Genomic DNA, 22,307 nt, shown 5'->3' with positions numbered 1-22,307 from the left:
TTTTTAATGATCTATTTTAAAACAAATGTCATTTTGTGTGCTTGACTGAAAGAGGACTGAATATTATTCTTCGCCTGCTGGCCACATTGCCAGTCGGTCGTCGCGGACCGCTTTTTTCGACCACATCAGGATTATTTCTTCTGAGGAATAGTCTTGTGTGAGCATCTCCTCGTTCCCTCCCGTAGCGGTAGGACGGGAGAGGGACACCTTCGGGTGTGCTAGTTTGAGTTATTACTAGTCTGCGAACCCTTTCTCGTTCTGCCACCATAATTCTATAAATGTCTGGCGGAACTCCCAATAAAAAGGAGTTGGCTTTGTACATCCACTATTTCTTGGCAGCCTTTGCCAAAGTCTATATCGACACCACATAAATCTATAAGCAGCTTGATAGCGATTAGCGCTTTTAGGCTTTAATTCGTCGCGACCAAAAACTTAATCAACAATAAAACTTGAGATGTGCAAAACACAGTCTTAACGGCTTTGCTATGCCTTTTTTTCTCCCAAAAAAGTATCTCGTTTACATACAACAAGAATTTTTATAACGGTAAAACTATGCCACATTTAGTGATCTCCCCACGTGCCATACAAGTCGTAAATAAATCAATTGATCTGTTTCACCATCACGGATTTCATATCGTTGGAATTGACAGAATTGTGAAAGAGTCTCAAATTCCAAAAGCGACTTTTTATCATTATTTTCACTCTAAAGAGCGATTTATTGAAATCTGCATGATCGTGCAAAAAGAACGTTTAAAAGAAAAAGTAGTTTCAATGGTTGAGTACACCAGTCAAACAAGTGTGATGGATAAACTTAAGAAACTTTATGTCTTACACACCGATTTGGAGGGGCTTTACTATCTATTATTTAAAGCAATTTTTGAAACCAAACTGACCTATCCAAAAGCTTATATAACCGCAATGAGATATAGAACATGGTTGCTTAATGAAATCTATAGTCAGTTAATAAAACTAAAAAAAGATCTTTCCTTTCAGGATGCCAAATTATTTTTATATATGATTGAGGGAACCATTATTCAGCTTTTAAGCTCGAGTCAAGTAGGGGATAGAGAGATGATATTAGAATGTTTTTTGAAGCAGTTTAAATAGGATGAATGAAGCATGAAAATATCCATGCTAAATCTGCTTAAATGAGTTTGCTGGATGTTTCTTCAAGCCATTAATAATTGATACGACGTTTAAATGTCTAATTTAAAAAAGCCCTTTTTGTCATAAGGGCTTTTGTTGTGGGGCTATTCTTTATATTGCCATGCTTTTAAAAAGGTACGACACACTTCTTCATTTAACTGTTGTAGTTCTTGGGGAGTTGGAATGTTTCCACTAATCAACGTAGCGGGATAGGTATAGCCCATTATCGCACCGAGGAAAGCCTTTGTTGCTTCCTCTGGCTGATCAATTTTAACAATACCAGCATTGTGTGCAGTTGCAAGAATATCGGTTAAAGATCTTTTAATATTCCCTTGAGTACGTTGCTGAATTTTAGGAAGAATTTCTTTCATTTCAACTAAGGCAATAATCAGCAATCTTTGCAGGCGAATGACGTCAATATGATAAAAATGATTTTGTACAGACTGTCCAATTTCTAACAATAATTGATCTAGACGCTTATTTTTCAATTCATGCTGCTCAATGAAAGGTGCTTCCATTTCTGCTTTTAAATGATCAAAGACTTCAATGAGTAACGCTGTCTTGGTCGGGAAGTGGTTATATAAAGTTTGTCGATTTGTACCGGCTTTTGCAGCAACAGTCTCTAGGCGGACTTCTAATCCATGCTCAAGAAATAGTTCGCGTGCTGCAGCAATGATAGTAGGGCGAATTCGAGAGGGACGACCTGGAGATTTTTTTAACATATCGGTTTTCTTGCACATCTTATTTATTTACTTTACAGTAAAGTAAATAAATTGTCTATAAGTCTGGGGTCCCAGATATGCTTGATCTAAGTTTTAATTACCGTAAGTTTATATATTTATTGCCTTTATTTGTTTTTTTAAATGGCTGTGATTCTGATCAGCCTGCCCCTAAAAATATTCAGCAGGTGGGTACGATCACTATAAAACCAGAGACGATTGAATCTACCTATCAATTGGCTGGAAGAACGGTGGCCTCTGAAATTTCTCAGGTCCGTCCACAAGTCAATGGAGTAGTAATAGAGCAATTATTTAAGGAAGGCACGCTAGTAAGCAAAGGGCAGCCACTTTATAAAATTGATTCATCACTCTATCGGGATAGTGTGGATGAAGCCGCTGGTAATCTTGCATTAGCAAAAGCCACTGTAAATTCGACTCGCCTTCAAGCCGAGCGTTATAAAGAATTAATTAAAGTAAATGGGGTGAGTCAACAGGAGCTTGATAATGCTCAAAGTGCATATGAGCAAGCGAAAGCGACTGTTGCCGTAAATGAAGCTGTACTGAAAACAGCACGAACCAATTTACGTTACACACAAGTTAGTGCGCCAATTTCAGGACGAATAGGGCGTTCATCCATTACACGTGGGGCTTTAGTCACCTCTGCTCAAACAGATCCTTTAGCAACGATTCAAAAACTGGACCCCATGTATGTCGATTTGACTCAGTCGAGTGATGAATACATGGCACTGCGTAAACAGCTTACTGAAAATGGAATAAAACCGACTGAACTTTCAGTACGTTTGAAGCTTGAGAATGGCACTGCCTATGCAGTACAGGGGACTTTTAAGTTTAGTGATGTTGCTGTAGATGAGGCGACAGGAAGTGTCACCTTACGTGCAGCATTTCCCAACCCCAATAATGCGTTATTGCCCGGCCTGTATGTGCGGGCAGAACTTGGAACGGGAACACGTCCTAACAGCGTCTTAATTCCTCAAGGTGCGCTGTTCCGAGACGCAGAAGGAAATCCACTTGTTTGGATTGTTGGAAAAGAGAATAAAGCCGAGCAACGAAAAATTACTCTAGGCGATGCAATTGATAATCGTTGGTTAGTGACCTCTGGCTTGAAAGCAGGAGATCAAGTCATTGTTGAGGGTCTGCAAGGCTTAAGTGCCGGCATGACGATTGAACCTACCCCAATGAGTTGAGGATTGCGTATGTTGTCGAGTTTTTTTATTGCACGACCTATTTTTGCTTGGGTCCTCTCTATTTGTATTATGGCGTTGGGGACGATTTCGATTTTAACGTTACCCATTGAACAATATCCTGACATTGCACCACCGGGTGTAAATGTTACTGCAAACTATCCGGGAGCATCTGCCAAAACTGTTGAAGACAGTGTTACCCAGATTTTGGAGCAACAAATTAAAGGGATTGATGGTCTACTTTATTTTTCATCGAGTAGTAGTTCGGCGGGGCAAGCACGAATAAGTCTTAGTTTTGATCAGAATACCAATCCTGACACTGCGCAGGTGCAGGTGCAAAATGCTGTGAATCAGGCGCTGAGTCGATTGCCGCAAGAGGTTCAGCAGCAAGGGATCACTGTGACAAAGTCACAAGGCGATAGTTTACTGGTCTTTGCGCTTTACGATGAAAGTGGGACTAGATCTTCTGTCGACATATCTGACTATATGGTGAGTACACTGCAAGACCCATTAAGTCGGGTCGATGGAGTGGGTGAAATCACCGTATTTGGTGCTCAATATGCAATGCGCATCTGGCTTGATCCTCATAAATTGAACAGTTATGGATTAATGCCATCAGACGTTAGAACTGCAATTGAAGCACAAAACACTCAAATTACAGCAGGAGAATTGGGCGCATTACCCACGCGTGATGGGCAGGCTTTAAATGCAACAGTAACAGCATTATCTCGGTTACAAACCGTGAGCCAATTTGAAAATATTATTTTGCGCACACAAACCAATGGTGCGGTTGTATTACTTAAAGATGTTGCTCGAGTCGAGCGTGGTGCAGAGAGTTATCAGACTTCTACACGTTTGAATGGAAAGCCAGCTTCGGGTATGTCTATTCAGCTTGCATCTGGTGCCAATGCATTAGAAACGGCTGAACGAGTTAAAGCTGAAGTCACACGGTTAACTGCCTCTATGCCAGCGGGTTTAAAAGTTGCATACCCACGCGACAGTACGCCATTTGTGGAAGCTTCGGTAAATGGGGTGATTAAAACTTTAGCTGAAGCGATTGTTCTCGTCATTATTGTCATGTTCTTATTTTTGCAGAGCTGGCGTGCGACTTTAATTCCGGCAATTGCAGTCCCAGTTGTATTGTTAGGTACATTTGGTGTGTTGAGCGTACTTGGCTATAGCATTAATACACTGACTTTGTTTGCGATGGTACTTGCAATTGGTTTACTGGTAGATGACGCGATTGTCGTTGTAGAAAATGTTGAGCGGGTTATGCATGAGCAAAATGTTGATGCTCGGCAAGCCACCCTAATTTCAATGCAGGAGATATCGGGTGCGCTCGTGGGTATTGCCATGGTACTCGCAGCGGTATTTTTACCTATGGCATTTTTTGGTGGCTCAGTCGGGATTATTTATCGACAGTTCTCGGTAACGCTCGTATCGGCTATGGTACTTTCTGCAATTGTTGCTTTAACACTTTCACCTGCGCTATGTGCAACCTTACTCAAACCTGCAAATGAAAAGCATAAACAGAGAAAATTTTTTACTTGGTTCAACCGTAAAGTAGAGCAAGGTCAATCAGGCTACCGTACAAAGCTAGTTGCTGTTTTAGGCAAGCCCAAAATATTTATGATCATATTCGTGGGTATTACAGCTTTGTTAGGTTGGCAATATACGCGTATGAATACGGGGTTTTTACCCCAAGAAGACCAAGGCTCGGTTATGGTTCAATTTAGTACGCCTGTAGGCACGACACTAGCTGAAACAGAAAGGGTTGGTAATCAGATCGCAGATTATTTCTTGACGAAAGAAAAGGATAATCTCAATGTGATTTTCATGGTGATGGGTAGAAATAACGCAGGCAGTGGGCAAAATGTGGGAATGGCATTTGCCGGACTCAAACATTGGGATGACCGAGAAGGTAGTGAAAATACAGCCGAAGCTGTGATTGCTCGTGCAAATGCACATTTTAAGTCACTGCGTAACGCACGTGTTCAGGTACTTTCACCCGCTGCTGTAAGAGGCCTTGGGCAATCTAGTGGCTTTGAATTTTGGTTGCAAAATGCTGAAAATAAAGGACGAGATGCTTTACTCGCAGCACAAAATAATGTGTTAAAAGCAGCAAATGCTGATTCTGGCCTAGCTGCAGTACGTTTGAATAGCTTAGAAGACAAAGCCCAGTTACAAGTCGATATCGATCAAAGAAAAGCCAGTGCTCTTGGATTAGCCCAAGCAGATATTAGTAATACGCTGTCATCGGCGTGGGGCGGATCTTATATTAACGATTTCATAGATCAGGGACGTGTTAAGCGAGTTTATTTACAAGGAGAGGCAATCTATCGTTCCTTACCCCAAGATATGGGGCAATGGTATGTTCGCGGTGCTACTGGTGAGATGACGCCATTTTCTAGCTTCTCTTCTGTGAAATGGCAGATGGGCCCTCAAATGCTGCAACGCTTTAACGGTCTTTCAGCCGTTCAAATACAAGGCTCTGCGGCAGCAGGTGAGAGTTCTGGTGGGGCTATGGATAAGATGCAGCAGTTAGTTGACCAGCAACAAGGTTTTAATCTTCAGTGGAGTGGGTTGTCTTATCAAGAGAAACTAGCGGGTGGCCAAACGATCTGGTTATATTTAGCCTCAATCATCTTTATCTTTTTATGTTTGGCAGCACTTTATGAAAGTTGGTCTATTCCTGTCTCTGTCATGCTAGTGATTCCTTTAGGTCTTATTGGGGCTGTAGTGGCTGCAAGTCTGGCAGGTTTTGTTAACGATATTTACTTTCAGGTCGCTATGCTTACCACCATTGGGCTTTCTGCCAAAAATGCCATTTTGATTGTTGAATTTGCGGCAGCCAAGTTAGAGGCTGGTCAGGCATTAATGGACGCTATTATTGAAGGTGCTGGTCAGCGATTACGGCCAATTATTATGACATCTCTGGCTTTTGTTGCAGGTGTTCTTCCATTGGCTGTATCTACAGGAGCAGGGGCTGTTAGCCGAAAAGAAATTGGTATCGCCGTAACTGGTGGGATGATTTCGGGAACTCTACTTTCTATTTTCTTTGTGCCTTTATTTTTTCTTTTAGTTCGTCGTTTAACCAATAAGTTAAACACCAAAAAGGCAAAATGATTTTACAAAACAGAATGTCATTAACAATTAGGCCCTCATGCTATAAATAGCATGAGGGCCTAAAATCTGACTAAAAACTTAGAATGTATTTTGAATAATGACATCGTCGTAAGGAAGTTTGCCCACGCGTGGGTAAGGCTCGGAAGCCGACTTACCAACAGCAATCATTAAACACACCACATGGTCTTCAGGTAAGTTAATGAGCTTCGCCATCGCGTCAAAGTCAAAACCATCCATTGGGCAACTGTCTAAACCATGCTCTTGAGCAAGAAGCATCAAGGTTTGAGCAAAAATACCTGCACTACGCATAACTTCGTCACGTTGGGTTTGTGGACGGTCACGGTAATATTGGTCAATTGCGCCCGCCATAATATTTTGTACTTCTGGAGTCGCGCCATCCCACACACGCTTAGCATCAACTTCCCATGTATTTACTTTTGCACACAACACAATTAGTAATGATGATTCTGTAACTTGTGGTTGATCCCAGGCAATGGTGCGAATTTTTTGTCTTAACTCAGTATCTTCAATGATGACTGGACGCCAATGTTGTAAGTTAAAAGCGCTTGGCGCATTTGCTAAAACTTCTTGTAATAACTGCTTTTTGTTATCGTCAGAAAGTTGAAAAGCAGGGTCGAAGCGTTTAACTGCGCGGCGGTTACGGATGGCATCAATAACATTCATAAGATTTTCCTACTTAAGAGTTGGGTAGCGGTACTCGTTAGTTTTTATAACGTTGGGCTACATCAGCCGAAGAAAAGTTTGGTAGTAATGTGATACGTGATTTTTCAAAATTATTCCATTGATTTTCGTCTTTCAGCACAGGAATTGTGATTGTTTCTTTACGGTCAAAGCCAATCAGGGCTGCATCGACCAAATCATTGACATCCATTAATGGTGGAACTTGGCTTAAGTCGATGCCAGAACGTTCCCAAATTTCGGTTTTAGTAGCAGAAGGCAATACGGCTTGAACATGCACGCCATGATCTTTTAATTCTAAATATAAGCCTTGGCTAAAAAATTGGATGAAAGATTTACTTGCGCCATAAATGGTAGAACCTAATTCAGGGGCTAATCCAAGCACAGAACCTAAATTAATAATGGCACCTTGACCTTTATGTCTAAGTGATTGCGAAATTGCATGAGACAAACGAACAACCGCAGTCATATTTAAAGTAATGAGTTTTTCAATATCTTTAATATTTTGAGTTAAAAAGGTTCCGTTTAGTGCAATGCCTGCGTTATTTACCAAAATTTCAATATCAGCATCGTTTTTGAGTACATCTTCAATTTTACTAATGTCTTGATCGTTTGATAGATCGGCTTGAATGAACTCGACTTGTACGCCGTATTTTTCTTGAAGATCTTTTGAGATTTTATCTAGGCGGTTTGTGTCTCGTGCAACCAAGATTAAGTTATGGCCACGTTGAGCAAATCGGTCTGCATAGACAGAACCAATTCCTGACGAAGCTCCTGTAATAAGTACTTTTGATTGAGCTGACATGTGATGTCTCCACGCTTTGATTTTTAGATGATGTTCATAATCTAAAACATACAAGTTTTGATGTCAATCATAATCAATGTATAATTGTGACGAATAGGTGAATAAAAGTGGGTAGGCCAACATGAAAGTCAGTAAAACTCAGGTAAAAGAAAACCGAGAAAAAATTGTCGATAAGGCGACTCAACTGTTTCGTAGCAAAGGCTACGACGGCGTCGGCATTGCTGAATTAATGTCTAGCGCAGGCTTTACTCATGGCGGCTTTTATAAACATTTCAGCTCTAAAACAGACCTTGTCTCAATTACCGTTAAACATGGACTTGAGCAGGTTTTAAAAAGAATAGAAGGTTTAAACTTAACTCAATTTATTCAGCTTTATGTGTCTCGTACTCATCGAGACAACCGAGATTTGGGCTGCACCTTAACAGCGCTATCTTGTGATGCCGCAAGACAGCCAGACGAAGTAAAAGTCGAATTTGAAGAGGGCATTGAGCAACTTATTCAGTTCATTATGAATGAACGAGCAAAACAAGTTTCTTTAGAAACAGAAGAGTTGAGAAAGCAAGCCATCAATATTCTTGCTCAATCTGTGGGGGCAATTGCCTTGTCTCGCGCATGCCCAGACCAATCTGTGCTTAGCGATGAAATATTGGAAAGCTGTAAAGAGAGTCTTTTAAAGTTAGGCGGTTAAACTTTTTTATCTCTCAAACTGGTTTGGCTAAGCTGAATTAACCTCGCAATATCGACTGTTCTTTCATAAATAAGTTTGGCTGCATGTTCACAGGCTTGTTCTAATGTGATGGGACCATTAGTTAGCGAAAAAGCAGCCGTAACGCCATGCTCATAAAGTGCTTGATAGCCTTGGCCTAAAGTTCCTGCAATCACAATGGCCGGAACGTCATGTGCTTTAGCAATTTGGCTTACCCCAAAAACTGTTTTGCCGCTTAAGGTTTGCTGGTCAAATTTACCTTCACCGGTAATCACCCAATCTGCGTTAGAAATTTTATGCTCAAGCTGATTCAGTTCAGCCACGACTTTAACTCCAGCTTTAAAGTCGGCATTTAAATAACTTTTGGCCGCAAAGCCCAAACCACCAGCAGCACCAGAACCTGCTTCCTCTCGTTTGTCGAAACCTAAAAGTTGCGCAGAGACATCGGCAAAATGAGCAAGCGCTGCATCAAGCATTTGTACTTGAGCAGGAGAAGCCCCTTTTTGTGGACCAAAAATATGTGATGCGCCGTTTGGACCGCAAAGTGGATTGGTCACATCGGCAGCCAGTAAAAACCGCGTGTGCTGAATACGTGAGTCGAAATGTGTTAAATCAATTTTTGATAGGTTACTTAGAGCGAGACCACCTGTGGGTAAAACCTTTTGGTTGGCATCGAGCAAAACAGCACCTAAAGCACTCAGTAATCCTGTGCCGCCATCGTTGGTCGCACTACCGCCCACAGTTAAAATAATGTCTTTTGCACCTGCGTCTAAAGCATCCAGAATGAGCTGGCCTGTTCCAAACGTTGTGCTGTGGCAAGCATCACGCTCAGCCAGTGGAACTAACTGTATGCCGCTGGCTTGAGCCATTTCAATGATGGCGATTTTTTGTTTTTCTAACCATCCCCATTTGGCTTGAACAGGCTGACCTAATGGCCCAACCACAGTTTTTTCACGCCATTGACCATCGCAGACTTCTAAAACAGCTTCAATGGTTCCTTCACCGCCATCTGCCATAGGGCATAAAATCGTTTCTGCATGAGGAAAAACTTCTTGCCATCCTTTGGCAATGGCCTGAGCTACGTTTAAAGCAGATAAGCTGTCTTTAAATGAATCAGGGGCGATCACAACCTTCATAAGTGCTCTAATGTGGATAGATTTTTAATTGTTTTATACTGCTTAGTCCCAAAAAACCATACATAAAGACATGTAAGCATCAATTTTAAAGAGTTTCTCTTCTGTTAAGAATGAAAACTAATAATGTTTTGATCTGTAAAAGGCGGAGTTTCTATCTTTTTAACTCATTGTTTTATATATTTTTCTATAAATAGCGTGGTTGGCTTGAATGATTGTAATTGTAAAAAATATGGCACATATTATAAGAACAGTTGAGCCAGCTTTTTAAAATATGGTGAATAACATACCAAGCGGACTCTACCCCCAAGCTAGACAGCAGCGATTCTTGATATAAGCATAATTAAATTGTGGTTCTATTAGATCTGTTGAATGCCTAAGAAGAATTAAGAGGATGACAAAGTGGATAATTCAGAAGAACAAAAGCACATACAGGAAAATAACGGTTTTGCGCGAATTGAGCCATATACTCATCCTGCTGGCGGGTGGGGCGCACTGCTAAGTGTTGCTCGAAACTTAAAGCGACAAGATATTTTAGGTAAAGGTTCAATTACCTTACTCAACATTAACCAGCCTACAGGTTTTGACTGTCCCGGCTGTGCATGGCCAGAAAAGAAAGATGCTCATGCCTTTAACTTCTGTGAAAATGGTGCAAAAGCAGTTGCCTTTGAAGCAACCAGTAAAACAGTGACTCCTGAATATTTCGCAGGTCATACCGTCAGTTGGCTGTCAGAGCAAAGTGACTTTTTTCTAGAAGACTTGGGCCGCTTAACAGACCCAGTTCGCTATGATGCTGCAACCGATAAATATGTGCCTATTTCATGGGACGATGCATTTAAGCTCATTGCTCAACATTTACATACACTAGACAACCCAGACCAAGCGGCATTTTATACTTCGGGCCGTGCCAGTAACGAAGCAGCATTTTTATATCAATTATTTGTGCGAAGCTTTGGTACAAATAACTTTCCAGACTGCTCGAACATGTGTCATGAAACCACAAGTGTTGGCTTACTTGACTCGATTGGTTTAGGAAAAGGCACAGTTACCCTAGAAGACTTTGACGTAGCCGATGCTATTTTTAGTTTTGGTCATAACCCCGGAACCAACCATCCACGTATGTTAGGTACTTTGCGTGAAGTATCTAAACGTGGCGGCAACATTATTGCGATTAACCCAATTAAAGAGCGAGGTCTTGAGCGTTTCCAAGACCCGCAAGCACCTCTTGAAATGATGACCAATGGTAGTACCCCAATTAGTCGTTATTATTTCCAACCTAAAATTGGGGGCGACTATGCACTCATGTTAGGGATGTTAAAGCACTTAAATGAGTGGGATAAAAAAGCACTTGCCTCAGGTAAACCAAGCGTTTTTGACCGAAACTTTATTGCGGTGAATACCGTTGGTTTCGATGAAATGATTGCTGAGATTGAAAGAACTGAATGGGCAGATATTTATAAACACTCAGGGTTATCGCCTGAACATTTAGAAAAACTCGCCAAACTCTTTTTAGAATCAGAGCGTTCAATTTTCTGTTGGGGAATGGGTATCACGCAACACCGCCACGGCACAGCTAACGTACATATGCTGGCAAATTTATTGTTGGCGCGTGGACAAATTGGCAGACCGGGTGCAGGGCTTTGTCCGGTTCGTGGGCACAGTAACGTGCAAGGCGACCGCACCATGGGCATTAATGAACTGCCTAGCCCTAAACTACTCGACAACATTGACCGCGTATTTGGAATTAAATCACCGAGAAAAAATGGGCATGGTGTCGTTGAAACTATTAAAGCCATGGCAGAAGGTGAGGTCAAAGTCTTTATTGGTTTGGGTGGGAACTTTGCAGTTGCAACGCCTGATACACCATATACCCAAGAAGCACTTAGAAAGTGTAATTTAACCGTTCATGTCGCAACCAAGTTAAACCGTAGCCATTTGGTGTGTGGTAAAGATGCACTTATTTTGCCATGTTTAGGGCGTACCGAAATTGATGAGCAGCTTCATGGCCCACAGGCAATTTCAGTCGAAGATTCAATGAGTAATATTCATTTGTCAGCAGGGCGTAACGCTCCAATTTCTGAAAATATTTTGTCTGAACCAGATATTGTCGCCCGAATGGCCGAAGCAGTGCTTCCAGACAGCCAAATTAAGTGGAAGTGGTATATCGAAAGTTATGACCGTATCCGTGACTCTATTGCCGATGTGTTTGATGAGTTCCATGACTTTAATTTACGTGTCTATAAACCAGGTGGATTCCACCTCGAACATCCGGCCAATCAGCACATCTGGAATACAAAAAGTGGTAAAGCGCAGTTTATGATTACACCGCTGAGTGAGGTCTATGCCGATAAAGAAAATCAGTACGCTGCCGCATATACCGACAGTAAGGTTTATACCTTAATGACCACGCGTTCTCATGATCAATACAACACCACTCTATATGGTCTAGATGACCGCTATCGTGGGGTCTTTGGGCAACGCCGTGTGTTATTTATGAACCAAGCTGATATTGATGAAGCTGGTTTTGAAGCAAACCAATGGGTTGATATTGAAAGTGTTTTCTCGGATGGTGTGAAGCGGATCGTGCATAGTTTCCGTATTGTGCCGTACAACATTCCGCGCGGCAGCTTGGCGGCTTACTATCCGGAAACCAATCCTTTGGTGGCATTAAGCAGTCACGATAAATATGCCAAGATTCCTGCTTCAAAAAGTGTTCCTGTGATTTTGCATCCCGGAAATGCACCTGAGCATTTTAACTTGGCAACGGCAGTTGCGCCTGAAGACGCTGATAAGAAAGTAAGTAACCTTTAATCAAAGGCAATATTAAAAAATGTCATCCAAACAAATGGCGCTCTAAACAAGCGCCATTTTGAAATAAAGGAAATAATTTTGACACCACATTCTTATGGGGTTGAAACATTACCAGTACAGCGGTTTAACAAAACCGACTCTGAAAATGTTTTAGATCATATTGTGCAAGAGTACCCAATCGCCTTGGTGTATAACGGAATTTCGCATGCGGTGATGATGGCGACACCAACAGATGTCGAATTATTTGCCAAAGGTTTTAGTCTCTCGGAAGGAATTTTAACTAGCTTAAAAGAGCTATATGCGCTTGATCTACATCAAAATGAGTTGGGCATTACGGTGGAAATGACCATTTCATCGAGAGCATTTGCTGCCTTAAAAGAACACCGCCGCATGATGGTAGGGCGTACAGGATGTGGTTTGTGTGGAATTGAGAGTTTAGAACAGTTTCAGTTAGATGCTCCCAAAATTACAACACATGCATCAAAAATTTGGCTTGAGCAAATTCCGAGTGCCATTTCTCATTTAAAAGCCCAGCAAGAAATTACCGCTTTAACGGGTGGGGCACATGCCGCAGCATGGGTGGTTGACGGTCAAATCGTGGCTTTATTTGAAGATGTAGGGCGACATAATGCCCTAGACAAATTACTCGGTTATTTAGCGCAACAAAACTACGACACCAGTTTAGGTTTTGTGGTGATGACCAGTCGGGCAAGTTATGAACTGATACGAAAATGTGCTCAGCTAAACATCAGCCTATTGGCATCAATTTCAGCGCCTACCAGCATGGCTATTCAATTAGCCAAACAATCTGGCCTGACTTTGGCAAGTTTTTGTAGGGGAGACAGATTTGTTTTATATACAGAAATTTAAAATATATTGTTCAAGATGATGTGCCTAAAATAAAGCTCATTTGACATTTCTTTGGCTTTTAAGCTAAGGATAGGTTTTATGGATTATTATAAAACTCTAAAGGTTCAGAGTCTGTCCAAATGTCTTGGTTACAATCAATAAAAGAATGGGCAAAACGTCTAAAGAAACAAATTATTATGCTTTGGTTTGCCTCAAGGCATCCTCAAATGCCGTGGTTACCCAAAATTATTGCTGTGGTGGCTGTGGCGTATGCTTTTAGCCCCATCGACTTAATCCCCGATTTTATTCCTATTTTGGGCTTTATTGATGATGCCATCATTTTACCAACGCTGATTTGGTTAGCAGTCCATTTTACGCCTCAACAAGTCATTTTCGATGCAGAACAACAATCTGAAGAATGGTTGGATGAACATGAAAAACGACCAAAAAACTATTTGGTTGCCGTACTCATTATTTTAATTTGGCTCACACTCGCGGTCATGGCTTACTTTTATTTTGGTGGTGGGTTGTAACTAAACTGAGTCTTGAGACCCTATACTAATTTATACCCTTAACATTGTGCTTTGCTACAACTCAAAGGATAATAACGTTTTTATAAGCTATGGGTTGCAGACAATGAAAATCGTCGCAGATGAAAATTTGGCGTTTACCGATTACTTTTTTTCTGAGTTTGGCGATATTCAACACAAAGCAGGGCGTACTTTAACCCATGCAGATGTAAAAGATGCTGAAGCTTTGTTAGTCCGTTCGGTTACTGCGGTTAACGCAGGTTTAATTGAAAATACAGCATTAAAATATGTGGGCAGTGCCACAATCGGGACCGATCATTTAGATATTGCAGCGTTAGAAAAACAAGGAATTACGTGGGCCAATGCGGCTGGTTGTAATGCCCAAGCGGTTGCTGAATATGTCATTACTGCTTTACTTCATTTAGATGCCAACCTTTTAGAACAACAAGAAAAATTTACCCTAGGCATTGTCGGTCTTGGCAACGTCGGTAAGCGCTTGGCTTATATGGCCCAGTTGTTGGGCTGGAACGTAATTGGCTTTGACCCATATGTGAAACTAGACACAATTGAAAATGTAAGCTTAGAAACTCTGTTGCAACAAGCCAATGCCATTTCAATTCATGTGCCGCTTACAAAAAACGGTGAACATCCGACATATCATTTGTTTGATGAAAAAGCTTTTGCAGCGCTTCAACCTGACACGATTTTAATTAATAGTGCACGTGGTCCAGTCGTGAAAGAAGCCGCTTTAATGGAAGATATTCAGCGTACCCAGCGTAAAGTGGTGCTTGATGTATTTGAGCATGAACCAGTCATATCAGAAGAACTTATAGACATGTTGGCTTTAGCAACACCGCATATTGCTGGTTATAGCCTTGAAGGAAAAGCCCGCGGTACACAAATGATTTATGAAACGTTTTGCCAAAAATTTGGATACGACATTAATAAGCGTTTTGAAACTCAGCTACCTGCATGCGAAGACTATTTTTCAGGACATGATTTAAAAGCAGTGTTAAAGCAAAAACTATCTCAAATTTATGATATTGCTCAAGATGATGCCAACATTCGTGCCTGCATTAAAGAGGGCAAAGTAGAGCAAAAAGCATTTGATTTATTACGTAAGAATTATCCGCTGCGCCGTGAATGGGCAGCACATGGGGGACCACAGGCATGAGTTTAAGCTATCAACCTACTTGTTCAATTGATGCCTTAAAAGCTCGTGCGAAGCTCTATACCCAAATTCGTCAGTTTTTTGCTGAACGTGGTGTCATGGAAGTCGAAACACCGATCGTTTCACAGGCAGGTGTCACCGATGTGCATTTAGCTTCAGTTCAGGCTTTGCGTCATATTAATGGCAAATTGCAAACTCAATATTTACAGACTTCACCAGAGTTTGCCATGAAGCGTTTATTGGCGAGCGGTAGTGGACCGATTTACCAGATTTGTAAGGTTTTTCGAGATGATGAACACGGGCGTAAACACAACAGTGAATTTACTATGCTTGAATGGTATCGCCCCGGTCTAGACTTAAAAGCGTTAATGCATGAAACAGCCGATTTATTGCAAACCTGTTTGCAGCATCGTTTTGGTGAAGTTCGTCCATTTATTTTAAGTTATAAGCATGCCTTTCAAGATCGTCTTGATATCAACCCTTTGCAGGCAACTTTGAAACAACTCAAAGATACGGCAAATCGTGTGGGGTTAAATCTCGACTTGGGCGATGATCGCCTAGCTTATATGGATTTGTTATTTTCTCATTTTGTTGAACCAAGTTTAGGTTTTGATGCTCCAGTTTTTTTAACTGACTTTCCACCAGAAATGGCCTCTTTGGCAAAAGTGAAAGTCGATGAAGATGGGGAAGAGGTCGCGGCGCGTTTCGAGGTTTATATTGAAGGCTTAGAGCTAGCCAATGCCTACGATGAATTGCTTGATGCAGACGTGTTACGTTCACGCTTTGAAGCAGATAATGCAGAGCGGGCTAAGCAAGGGCTTCATGTTATGCCTTTAGATGAGCATCTGTTAGCAGCATTGCCTCATATGCCGGAATGTTCAGGTATCGCTTTAGGTATAGACCGTTTACTCATGGTTGCAACAGATCAGGTCAAAATTGAAAAAGTAGTGACCTTTCCTGCAGAAATTGCTTAAAAGCTGACAAATAAAAAAGCCACAATATTGTGGCTTTTTTATTTAGGGTTTATTCAGCTTAAGCTTGTTGAATACCTGCAACAACCCAGTCTTGTTGAGAGCCAGCAGGCTTAACAAAGTGCCAGATTTCGGTAAACGGTTGTGGCAAGCTGTTTAGGTCTTCACTTACTGTACCAGTGAAACGTACACTTACTACGTATTGACCATTTTCAGTCGCACTGTCTACAACCATCGCATTCAAGTTACTAAATTCAGCAACGTCTTGATCTTGGTTTTCCATGATGTCGTTATACATAGAACTATAAAGTTCTGGTGTTAAGTAACGGCGAATTTCTTCAATGTTACTTGCAGTATTCATCGATTGGATGTGATTAAAACGTTGACGTGCAATACGTAAGAACGCAGCTGGTTCACTACCATCTGGAAGTTGATTGCCATTGCTCGTGGTTACACCACCAAAAGGTGCTTGCGTTGCTGCACCGCCACCCACAGATTGACCAAAGATATTTGTATTATCGCCAGCATTACGTGGAGCTGCTTGTGGCGCAGCAGAACGGCCAAATGGGTTTTGACCGTTACTATTTGGTGCGTAAGGGTTGTTACCTGCTAATTTTTTTTTTGATCCCAATTTACGGAATACAAAGAAAGCAAGAGCTGCGGCAAGCAATACCCAAATCCAACCTGGGATTCCACCTTTTTTCTCTTCTTGAGCTTGCGCCTGAGTGGCTTGCTGCTCAGTTGATGTCGGTTTCTCATCAGCTAAAGCATTTGCTGCAACAGCACCTACGGCAGCACCAGCCACACCAGCTGCAACCATTGAACCAACGCCTGGACCAGATTTCTGAGGCGCTGTAGTGGTTTGTTGAACTGGAGTCACTTGACGAGGTTGTTGATAAGACTGGCTTGAAGTAGTCGAACGTGCCATACCGTGGCTTTTACCACCACCTGCACGTTTAGCTTCAGCAAGAGGAGAAATTGCTAAAGCAGCCATTAAAATACCGGTAATCAAGCCACGCTGGTGTACTTCCATAGGAAATTCCTGTTTAAAGTTAATTTGTAATAGTATTTATGCAGGCTTTTACTCTAAATTTCAACTATAAAAGTATGTTTTTTTATGTCAATTCATCACTGAGTTGCATAGCTTCTGTCAATGCTTCATGCAAGCGCGCAACAGCAATAACTTGTACGCCTGGAATTGCCTTTTGAGGGGCGTTTCCTCTTGGTAAAATGACATATTTAAAGCCATGTTTTGCTGCTTCTTTTAAGCGCTCCTGACCGTTAGGAACAGGGCGAATTTCACCAGAAAGACCAACTTCACCAAAAACTGCAAGCTGTTGGGGCAACGCTTTAGTACGTAAACTTGAAGCACATGCAAGTAAAACAGCCAAATCAGAACCTGTTTCGGTAATTTTTAAGCCACCTACAATGTTGACGTATACATCTTGTCCAGTGGTTTGCACCCCACCATGACGATGCATTACAGCAAGCAACATGTTCAAACGGTTTTGTTCAAGACCAAGTGCAACACGTCGTGGTTGTCCTTGAGCATCATCAACTAAAGCTTGTACTTCGACCAAAAGAGGGCGAGTTCCTTCACGGCTAATCATGACAATTGAACCGGGAATCGCTTCATCATATCGACTTAAGAAAATAGCGGAAGGATTGGCCACTTCACGTAAGCCTTTATCAGTCATGCCAAATACGCCAAGTTCATTCACTGCACCAAAACGGTTTTTAACAGCACGAATCATGCGATAGCGAGAATCCGATTGACCTTCAAAGTAAAGTACGCAGTCCACCATATGCTCTAAAACACGCGGACCTGCCAGTGCACCTTCTTTGGTCACATGGCCAACAATGAATAGCGCTGTGCCACTATTTTTTGCATAACGGGTTAATAAAGCAGCAGATTCACGAATTTGTGAAACACCACCCGGAGCAGATTGGAGAGTTTCTGTATAAAGTGTTTGAATCGAATCTAGAATAGCGACTACAGGTTTTTCTTGTTCTAAAACCTCACAAATGCGTTCTACACAGGTTTCAGCCATGACTTTTAATTGGTCAGTTGGCAGATCAAGACGTTGCGCACGAAGCGCCACCTGAGATAAAGATTCCTCACCCGTAATATAAAGTGCAGAGCTTTTTGCGCTTGCCATGTGCGTTGCGGTTTGCAAAAGAATGGTTGATTTACCAATACCGGGGTCACCACCAATCAGCACCACAGAACCTGTCACCAAACCGCCGCCAAGCACTCGGTCAAATTCGCTAATGCCTGTAGGTAAGCGGGTTTCATGAGAAACGGAAACTTTATTTAGTGTTGTAATATTAGCAACTTGTCCAGCATAGCCCCCAATTTTAGGACGTGCACGGTGAGCAGTGGTTGGCTCAAGTTTAACTTCAGTCAGAGAATTCCATTCACCACACTCTGAGCATTGACCAGCCCATTTAAGATGATCGGCACCACATTGCTCGCAACGGTAAACAGTTTTGACTTTGCTCATAAAAAATTGAAATTTTGCTCAATATTATATAAATATAGTTCTTAGGAAGTTCTTCGTTCTTGTTTCCAGAAATTATCATAAAAGATAATGAGGAAATTTGAAGGGATCTTTTAAGGAACTAATAAGGGAAAGACACCAAAAATAACACGATATTGGATTTTTACAAGTCAGATAAAGTTTGTTTTCAGTGGATATAAAAAATCTAATCTATTCCCCAAGGACGGTGTTTTTACTGGAGTATGTATCTAGCTGTTTATTATAGATATGGCATGGATATTGCTGAAGTGAAAACGAACAAAATAATATGAGTATTGTATTTTAAAAATACAAAAGGTTGATATCTATGAGTGCAGCAGAAATTGTTGATTGGATTAATGGCATTATTTGGAGTAAGGCACTTATTTACCTGTGCTTAGGCGCGGGTTTATTTTTTTCTATTTTGACAAGATTTGTTCAAGTGCGTCAAATGAAGGAAATGGCCAGACTATTAATAAAAGGTACTTCTTCAGAACAGGGGATTTCATCATTTCAAGCCTTAGCTGTTTCATTATCGGGACGAGTAGGTGTAGGTAATATTGCGGGTGTAGCGGCAGCAATTGGCTTTGGTGGGCCCGGTGCTGTCTTTTGGATGTGGTTGGTTGCATTTTTAGGAGCAAGCACGGCATATGTAGAATCAACTTTAGGTCAAATCTATAAAGTCGAATATCAAGGGCAATATCGTGGTGGTCCTGCTTTTTATTTTGACAGAGGGCTAGGACAGCGTTGGTTAGGCATCGTATTTGCTATAGCAGCAATTATTTCTTGTGGTTTGTTCTTACCGGGAATTCAAGCAAATGCAGTAGGTAAGGCATTTACACAAATTACAGGTGAAGGGGCAATTATTTTTGGTGATATTGGCCTGTTTAAAATTGTAGCACTTGTGGTGATTGTTGGTTTACTCGCTATCATTATTTTTGGTGGTATTAAACGGATTGCACGTTTTGCTGAATTCGTTGTTCCTTTTATGGCAGCTGGTTATATTCTAATGGCTGTTGTTATTGTGATTGCGAATATTCACGAGCTACCTGGTGTAATCAAATTAATTTTTGAAGATGCTTTTTCTCCTATGGCGGGTCTTGGTGCTGCAATCGGTTGGGGGGGAAAACGTGGTGTTTATTCAAATGAGGCAGGGCAAGGAACAGGGCCACACGCAGCAGCTGCAGCAGAAGTTCAACACCCAGCTCAACAAGGTTTTGTACAGGCATTCTCGATTTATGTCGATACATTATTCGTCTGCTCTGCAACAGCATTTATGATTTTAATTACAGGTATGTATAACGTACAAGGTACATTAGAAGCTGGTCATTTTATTGTACAAAATGTTGGCGCTACTGTGGAACTAGGTTCCCCTGCTTTTACCCAAATGGCAGTGAGTACAATGTTTGGTAATTTTGGCCAAATCTTCGTGGCGTTGGCTGTGTTCTTCTTCGCTTTTACAACAATCGTTGCGTATTACTATATTGCTGAAACTAACATTACTTATCTAAGCTATATTACTAAATCTCCATCGTTATTATTTGTGACTAAGTGCTTTATTATTCTCTCTGTATCTTATGGGGTTTTAAGTGCAACCGGTTATATATGGGGTATTGGTGATATTGGTGTCGGTTTAATGGCATGGATTAATATTGTCGGAATTATTGTGACTTATTTTGTATGGAAGCCAACAATTAAAGCTCTTAAAGATTATGAAGCGCAGCAAAAAGCTGGAGTAACAGAGTACACATTTGACCCTGTTAAATTAGGAATTAAAAATGCGACATTCTGGGAAGAAAGATTGAAGAATAAACAAAAGTAAATTTTTCAAAAGATAAATTTATTTCCTGATCCTTAATCGAAAAGGCTATCTCACTGGTAGCCTTTTTATATATGCGAAAGTTAAGCAAGTACGACAAAAGTTGACTTGAGAGTCCGTTGTATTGCAGTGGGCTTGTGCGTATTATCGGCCCTAATTGTATGTAGCTTGGAATCATCAGCAATACAGACAAAATTGGTTAGCTGAAAAGTTGTCAAAAAATATACATTTAAAAGATACCTGCAAATGGTGCGATATCGTCTTTTTGATTTGAATTTAGCTAACGGACTAAAAAAATTACTGGAGTGTATTTATCAAATGTCGAATCAAAATCTGAGCGAGCCTCATGAACAAGGTGAGCTCCATCGAAGCCTCTCCAATCGGCATTTACAGCTGATCGCGATTGGTGGTGCAATTGGGACCGGATTATTTATGGGATCAGGCAAAACAATTAGCCTTGCTGGTCCGTCGATCTTATTCATTTATTTGATTATTGGTGTGATGGTGTTTTTTGTCATGCGTGCGCTTGGCGAATTACTTCTTTCAAACCTTGCCTATAAATCATTTATTGACTTCACAACAGATTTAATCGGTCCATGGGCAGGTTATTTTGTAGGGTGGACGTACTGGTTATGTTGGATCACGATTGGTATCGCTGACCTCTCTGCAATTATCTACTACTTACAGTTCTTCAATAATGGTTTACCTTTCTCGCCTGTCGAAGGGGCGATGATCAGTGTTGCCGCGATTGTATTTATTATGGGTTTAAACCTATTAACCGTACGTCTATTTGGTGAGTTAGAGTTCTGGTTTGCGCTCATTAAGATTCTTGCGATTATTATTTTAATCGCTGTGGGTCTATGGATGATCTTTACAGGCTTTACCTCAAGTACAGGTGAAGTTGCATCATTTACTCATCTTTGGGCTAACGGTGGCTTCTTCCCAACAGGTGTACATGGTTTCTTGGCAGGCTTCCAGATTGCAATCTTTGCTTTTGTTGGTGTGGAACTTGTGGGAACAACGGCTGCGGAAACGAAAGATCCAGCACGTAACTTACCAAAAGCAATTAACTCAATTCCAATCCGTATCATTATTTTCTACGTATTGGCATTGTTGATTGTGATGTCTGTAACACCTTGGAATAAAATTGATCCAGCGATCAGTCCATTTGTAAACTTGTTTAGTCAAGCAGGTGTGGCAGCAGCAGCCATCCTGATGAACTTGGTGGTATTGTCATCAGTGATGTCATCAATGAACAGTGGTGTCTTCTCAACAAGCCGTATGTTATTTGGTTTATCTCGTGAAGATCAGGGGCCAAAAGCTTTTGGTAAGCTTAACAGACGTGCAGTACCTGCAAATGCACTGTATTTCTCTGCTGCGTGTTTATTGTTAGGTGCAGCATTACAGTATTTTGTACCAAATACAGTTGAAGCATTTACGCTTGCAACAACACTTTCAACGATTCTCTTCATCTGCGTGTGGTTGCTTATTATTTGGAGTTACATCCGTTATTACACCACGCGTCCTGAACTGCATGCCAAATCAACATTTAAATTGCCGGGTGGCTTATTTACATGTTGGATCACGATTATTTTCTTTATTGGTATGATTTACGTATTGTCTTTAGAGCCAGACACTTTTAAAGCGCTTAAAGTCAGCCCAATTTGGTTTGTTATTTTGATCATTGGTTATTTCTTCTTCTATAAACCACGTCATAAAAAATAATTAAATTTATTTGGTTATGATGAAACGCTGGCTGAAAAGCTGGCGTTTTTTATGCATATTGTTTTTCTATTCAAGTTTACTCTTTAGCCGCTTGCCTGATCACGGTATACTGCATCGAATTGTTTAAATCAGGTGCTCAGATGCGTCGTGTCATTTGCCTCATCAGTTTATTGAGCAGCAGTATTTTGCTTAGCGCTTGCGGTCAGTCAGGAGCATTGCAGCTACCTTCTGATCCAAATTATGACAAACGTGCAAAATACTTGCTCTATCGTAATAAAGAACAGAAACAAGTTGTGCAACAAGATGAACAGGCTGAACAGTCAGTCGAATCATCAGCAGCTCAACCACAAACTACATCACCTTAAGCTTTGAAATA

General features: G+C 41.1%; 18 protein-coding genes. 12 read left to right on the top strand and 6 right to left on the bottom strand.

Translation table 11 applies throughout. The features are described 5' to 3' along the window. The first annotated feature begins 552 nt into the window (after positions 1-552). A complete protein-coding gene (locus J536_RS15735; RefSeq protein WP_032063294.1) occupies positions 553-1,107 on the top strand; it encodes a TetR/AcrR family transcriptional regulator in 555 nt (184 codons plus the stop codon). Positions 1,108-1,250: 143 nt separating this feature from the next. On the opposite strand, the gene J536_RS15730 is transcribed toward J536_RS15735, so the two are convergent. Next, positions 1,251-1,868 (bottom strand): TetR/AcrR family transcriptional regulator, encoded by a 618-nt coding sequence (locus J536_RS15730; RefSeq protein WP_032063293.1) that lies wholly within the window; start codon positions 1,866-1,868, stop codon positions 1,251-1,253. A 77-nt stretch (positions 1,869-1,945) separates the two neighbouring features. Between J536_RS15730 and adeD the strand changes: the two genes are divergently transcribed. Together adeD and adeE are read left to right on the top strand one after the other, a co-directional pair. Next, positions 1,946-3,070, top strand: coding sequence for a multidrug efflux RND transporter periplasmic adaptor subunit AdeD (gene adeD / locus J536_RS15725; RefSeq protein WP_032063291.1), 1,125 nt, complete (start codon positions 1,946-1,948; stop codon positions 3,068-3,070). A 9-nt stretch (positions 3,071-3,079) separates the two neighbouring features. After that, complete coding sequence (adeE, locus tag J536_RS15720) at positions 3,080-6,193, top strand: multidrug efflux RND transporter permease subunit AdeE (RefSeq protein ID WP_032063290.1); 3,114 nt, start codon at positions 3,080-3,082, stop codon at positions 6,191-6,193. A 78-nt stretch (positions 6,194-6,271) separates the two neighbouring features. Here the strand turns inward: adeE and J536_RS15715 are convergent, their stop codons facing one another. Both J536_RS15715 and J536_RS15710 read right to left on the bottom strand, forming a co-directional pair. Next, complete coding sequence (locus tag J536_RS15715; RefSeq protein WP_032057642.1) at positions 6,272-6,877, bottom strand: nitroreductase family protein; 606 nt, start codon at positions 6,875-6,877, stop codon at positions 6,272-6,274. Positions 6,878-6,914: 37 nt separating this feature from the next. Next, positions 6,915-7,697 carry an SDR family NAD(P)-dependent oxidoreductase gene (locus J536_RS15710; protein ID WP_032057641.1) on the bottom strand — a complete coding sequence of 261 codons (783 nt, stop codon included), beginning with the start codon at positions 7,695-7,697 and terminating at the stop codon, positions 6,915-6,917. A gap of 121 nt (positions 7,698-7,818) precedes the next feature. Here J536_RS15710 and J536_RS15705 point away from each other — a divergent pair, with 121 nt between their 5' ends. Further along, positions 7,819-8,385, top strand: coding sequence for a TetR/AcrR family transcriptional regulator (locus J536_RS15705; protein WP_032057639.1), 567 nt, complete (start codon positions 7,819-7,821; stop codon positions 8,383-8,385). On the opposite strand, the gene J536_RS15700 is transcribed toward J536_RS15705, so the two are convergent. Further along, entirely contained in the window at positions 8,382-9,539 is a 1,158-nt protein-coding gene (locus tag J536_RS15700) for a glycerate kinase (RefSeq protein WP_032057638.1), read from the bottom strand. The genes J536_RS15705 and J536_RS15700 overlap by 4 nt on opposite strands. A 399-nt stretch (positions 9,540-9,938) precedes the next feature. Between J536_RS15700 and J536_RS15695 the strand changes: the two genes are divergently transcribed. The 5 genes from J536_RS15695 (at position 9,939) to epmA (ending at position 15,871) form a co-directional block, all read left to right on the top strand. Further along, positions 9,939-12,347 carry an FdhF/YdeP family oxidoreductase gene (locus J536_RS15695; protein ID WP_032057636.1) on the top strand — a complete coding sequence of 803 codons (2,409 nt, stop codon included), beginning with the start codon at positions 9,939-9,941 and terminating at the stop codon, positions 12,345-12,347. A 78-nt stretch (positions 12,348-12,425) separates the two neighbouring features. Next, a complete protein-coding gene (fdhD, locus tag J536_RS15690) occupies positions 12,426-13,217 on the top strand; it encodes a formate dehydrogenase accessory sulfurtransferase FdhD (RefSeq protein WP_032057634.1) in 792 nt (263 codons plus the stop codon). Positions 13,218-13,336: 119 nt separating this feature from the next. After that, the gene (locus J536_RS15685) at positions 13,337-13,729 is read left to right on the top strand and encodes a YkvA family protein (RefSeq protein WP_032057633.1); all 393 of its coding nucleotides are present in this window, start codon (positions 13,337-13,339) and stop codon (positions 13,727-13,729) included. A 103-nt stretch (positions 13,730-13,832) separates the two neighbouring features. Next, on the top strand, positions 13,833-14,900 hold the full coding sequence (locus tag J536_RS15680; protein ID WP_032063288.1) for a 4-phosphoerythronate dehydrogenase: 1,068 nt from the start codon (positions 13,833-13,835) through the stop codon (positions 14,898-14,900). Further along, positions 14,897-15,871, top strand: coding sequence for an EF-P lysine aminoacylase EpmA (epmA, locus tag J536_RS15675; protein ID WP_032063287.1), 975 nt, complete (start codon positions 14,897-14,899; stop codon positions 15,869-15,871). Before J536_RS15680 ends, epmA begins: the two co-directional genes overlap by 4 nt. A 58-nt stretch (positions 15,872-15,929) precedes the next feature. Here the strand turns inward: epmA and J536_RS15670 are convergent, their stop codons facing one another. After that, entirely contained in the window at positions 15,930-16,901 is a 972-nt protein-coding gene (locus J536_RS15670; protein ID WP_032063286.1) for a Tim44 domain-containing protein, read from the bottom strand. Positions 16,902-16,983: 82 nt separating this feature from the next. Further along, complete coding sequence (gene radA / locus J536_RS15665) at positions 16,984-18,372, bottom strand: DNA repair protein RadA (RefSeq protein ID WP_005073053.1); 1,389 nt, start codon at positions 18,370-18,372, stop codon at positions 16,984-16,986. Positions 18,373-18,715: 343 nt separating this feature from the next. Between radA and J536_RS15660 the strand changes: the two genes are divergently transcribed. From J536_RS15660 to lptM, 3 genes are all read left to right on the top strand, one after another. Further along, a complete protein-coding gene (locus J536_RS15660; RefSeq protein ID WP_032057628.1) occupies positions 18,716-20,209 on the top strand; it encodes an alanine/glycine:cation symporter family protein in 1,494 nt (497 codons plus the stop codon). Positions 20,210-20,524: 315 nt separating this feature from the next. After that, on the top strand, positions 20,525-21,931 hold the full coding sequence (locus J536_RS15655; protein WP_014207418.1) for an amino acid permease: 1,407 nt from the start codon (positions 20,525-20,527) through the stop codon (positions 21,929-21,931). Between the two features lie 140 nt (positions 21,932-22,071). After that, positions 22,072-22,296, top strand: a complete 225-nt coding sequence (gene lptM, locus J536_RS15650) for an LPS translocon maturation chaperone LptM (protein WP_001255198.1) — start codon at positions 22,072-22,074, stop codon at positions 22,294-22,296. The last annotated feature ends 11 nt before the right edge of the window (positions 22,297-22,307 follow it).

The organism is Acinetobacter sp. 809848 (assembly GCF_000581275.1).
In the GTDB taxonomy this organism is placed as follows: domain Bacteria; phylum Pseudomonadota; class Gammaproteobacteria; order Pseudomonadales; family Moraxellaceae; genus Acinetobacter; species Acinetobacter pittii.
Note: the sequence above shows the minus strand (reverse complement) of the source record. Positions and strands in the feature narration are given on the sequence as shown.

Excerpts from the sequence above, each read along its gene's own strand:
- J536_RS15735 (WP_032063294.1), top strand. The coding sequence starts at position 553 with ATGCCACATTTAGTGATCTCCCCACGTGCCATACAAGTCGTAAATAAA.
- J536_RS15730 (WP_032063293.1), bottom strand. The coding sequence starts at position 1,868 with ATGTTAAAAAAATCTCCAGGTCGTCCCTCTCGAATTCGCCCTACTATC.
- adeD (WP_032063291.1), top strand. The coding sequence starts at position 1,946 with ATGCTTGATCTAAGTTTTAATTACCGTAAGTTTATATATTTATTGCCT.
- adeE (WP_032063290.1), top strand. The coding sequence starts at position 3,080 with ATGTTGTCGAGTTTTTTTATTGCACGACCTATTTTTGCTTGGGTCCTC.
- J536_RS15715 (WP_032057642.1), bottom strand. The coding sequence starts at position 6,877 with ATGAATGTTATTGATGCCATCCGTAACCGCCGCGCAGTTAAACGCTTC.
- J536_RS15710 (WP_032057641.1), bottom strand. The coding sequence starts at position 7,697 with ATGTCAGCTCAATCAAAAGTACTTATTACAGGAGCTTCGTCAGGAATT.
- J536_RS15705 (WP_032057639.1), top strand. The coding sequence starts at position 7,819 with ATGAAAGTCAGTAAAACTCAGGTAAAAGAAAACCGAGAAAAAATTGTC.
- J536_RS15700 (WP_032057638.1), bottom strand. The coding sequence starts at position 9,539 with ATGAAGGTTGTGATCGCCCCTGATTCATTTAAAGACAGCTTATCTGCT.
- J536_RS15685 (WP_032057633.1), top strand. The coding sequence starts at position 13,337 with ATGTCTTGGTTACAATCAATAAAAGAATGGGCAAAACGTCTAAAGAAA.
- J536_RS15680 (WP_032063288.1), top strand. The coding sequence starts at position 13,833 with ATGAAAATCGTCGCAGATGAAAATTTGGCGTTTACCGATTACTTTTTT.
- epmA (WP_032063287.1), top strand. The coding sequence starts at position 14,897 with ATGAGTTTAAGCTATCAACCTACTTGTTCAATTGATGCCTTAAAAGCT.
- J536_RS15670 (WP_032063286.1), bottom strand. The coding sequence starts at position 16,901 with ATGGAAGTACACCAGCGTGGCTTGATTACCGGTATTTTAATGGCTGCT.
- radA (WP_005073053.1), bottom strand. The coding sequence starts at position 18,372 with ATGAGCAAAGTCAAAACTGTTTACCGTTGCGAGCAATGTGGTGCCGAT.
- J536_RS15660 (WP_032057628.1), top strand. The coding sequence starts at position 18,716 with ATGAGTGCAGCAGAAATTGTTGATTGGATTAATGGCATTATTTGGAGT.
- J536_RS15655 (WP_014207418.1), top strand. The coding sequence starts at position 20,525 with ATGTCGAATCAAAATCTGAGCGAGCCTCATGAACAAGGTGAGCTCCAT.
- lptM (WP_001255198.1), top strand. The coding sequence starts at position 22,072 with ATGCGTCGTGTCATTTGCCTCATCAGTTTATTGAGCAGCAGTATTTTG.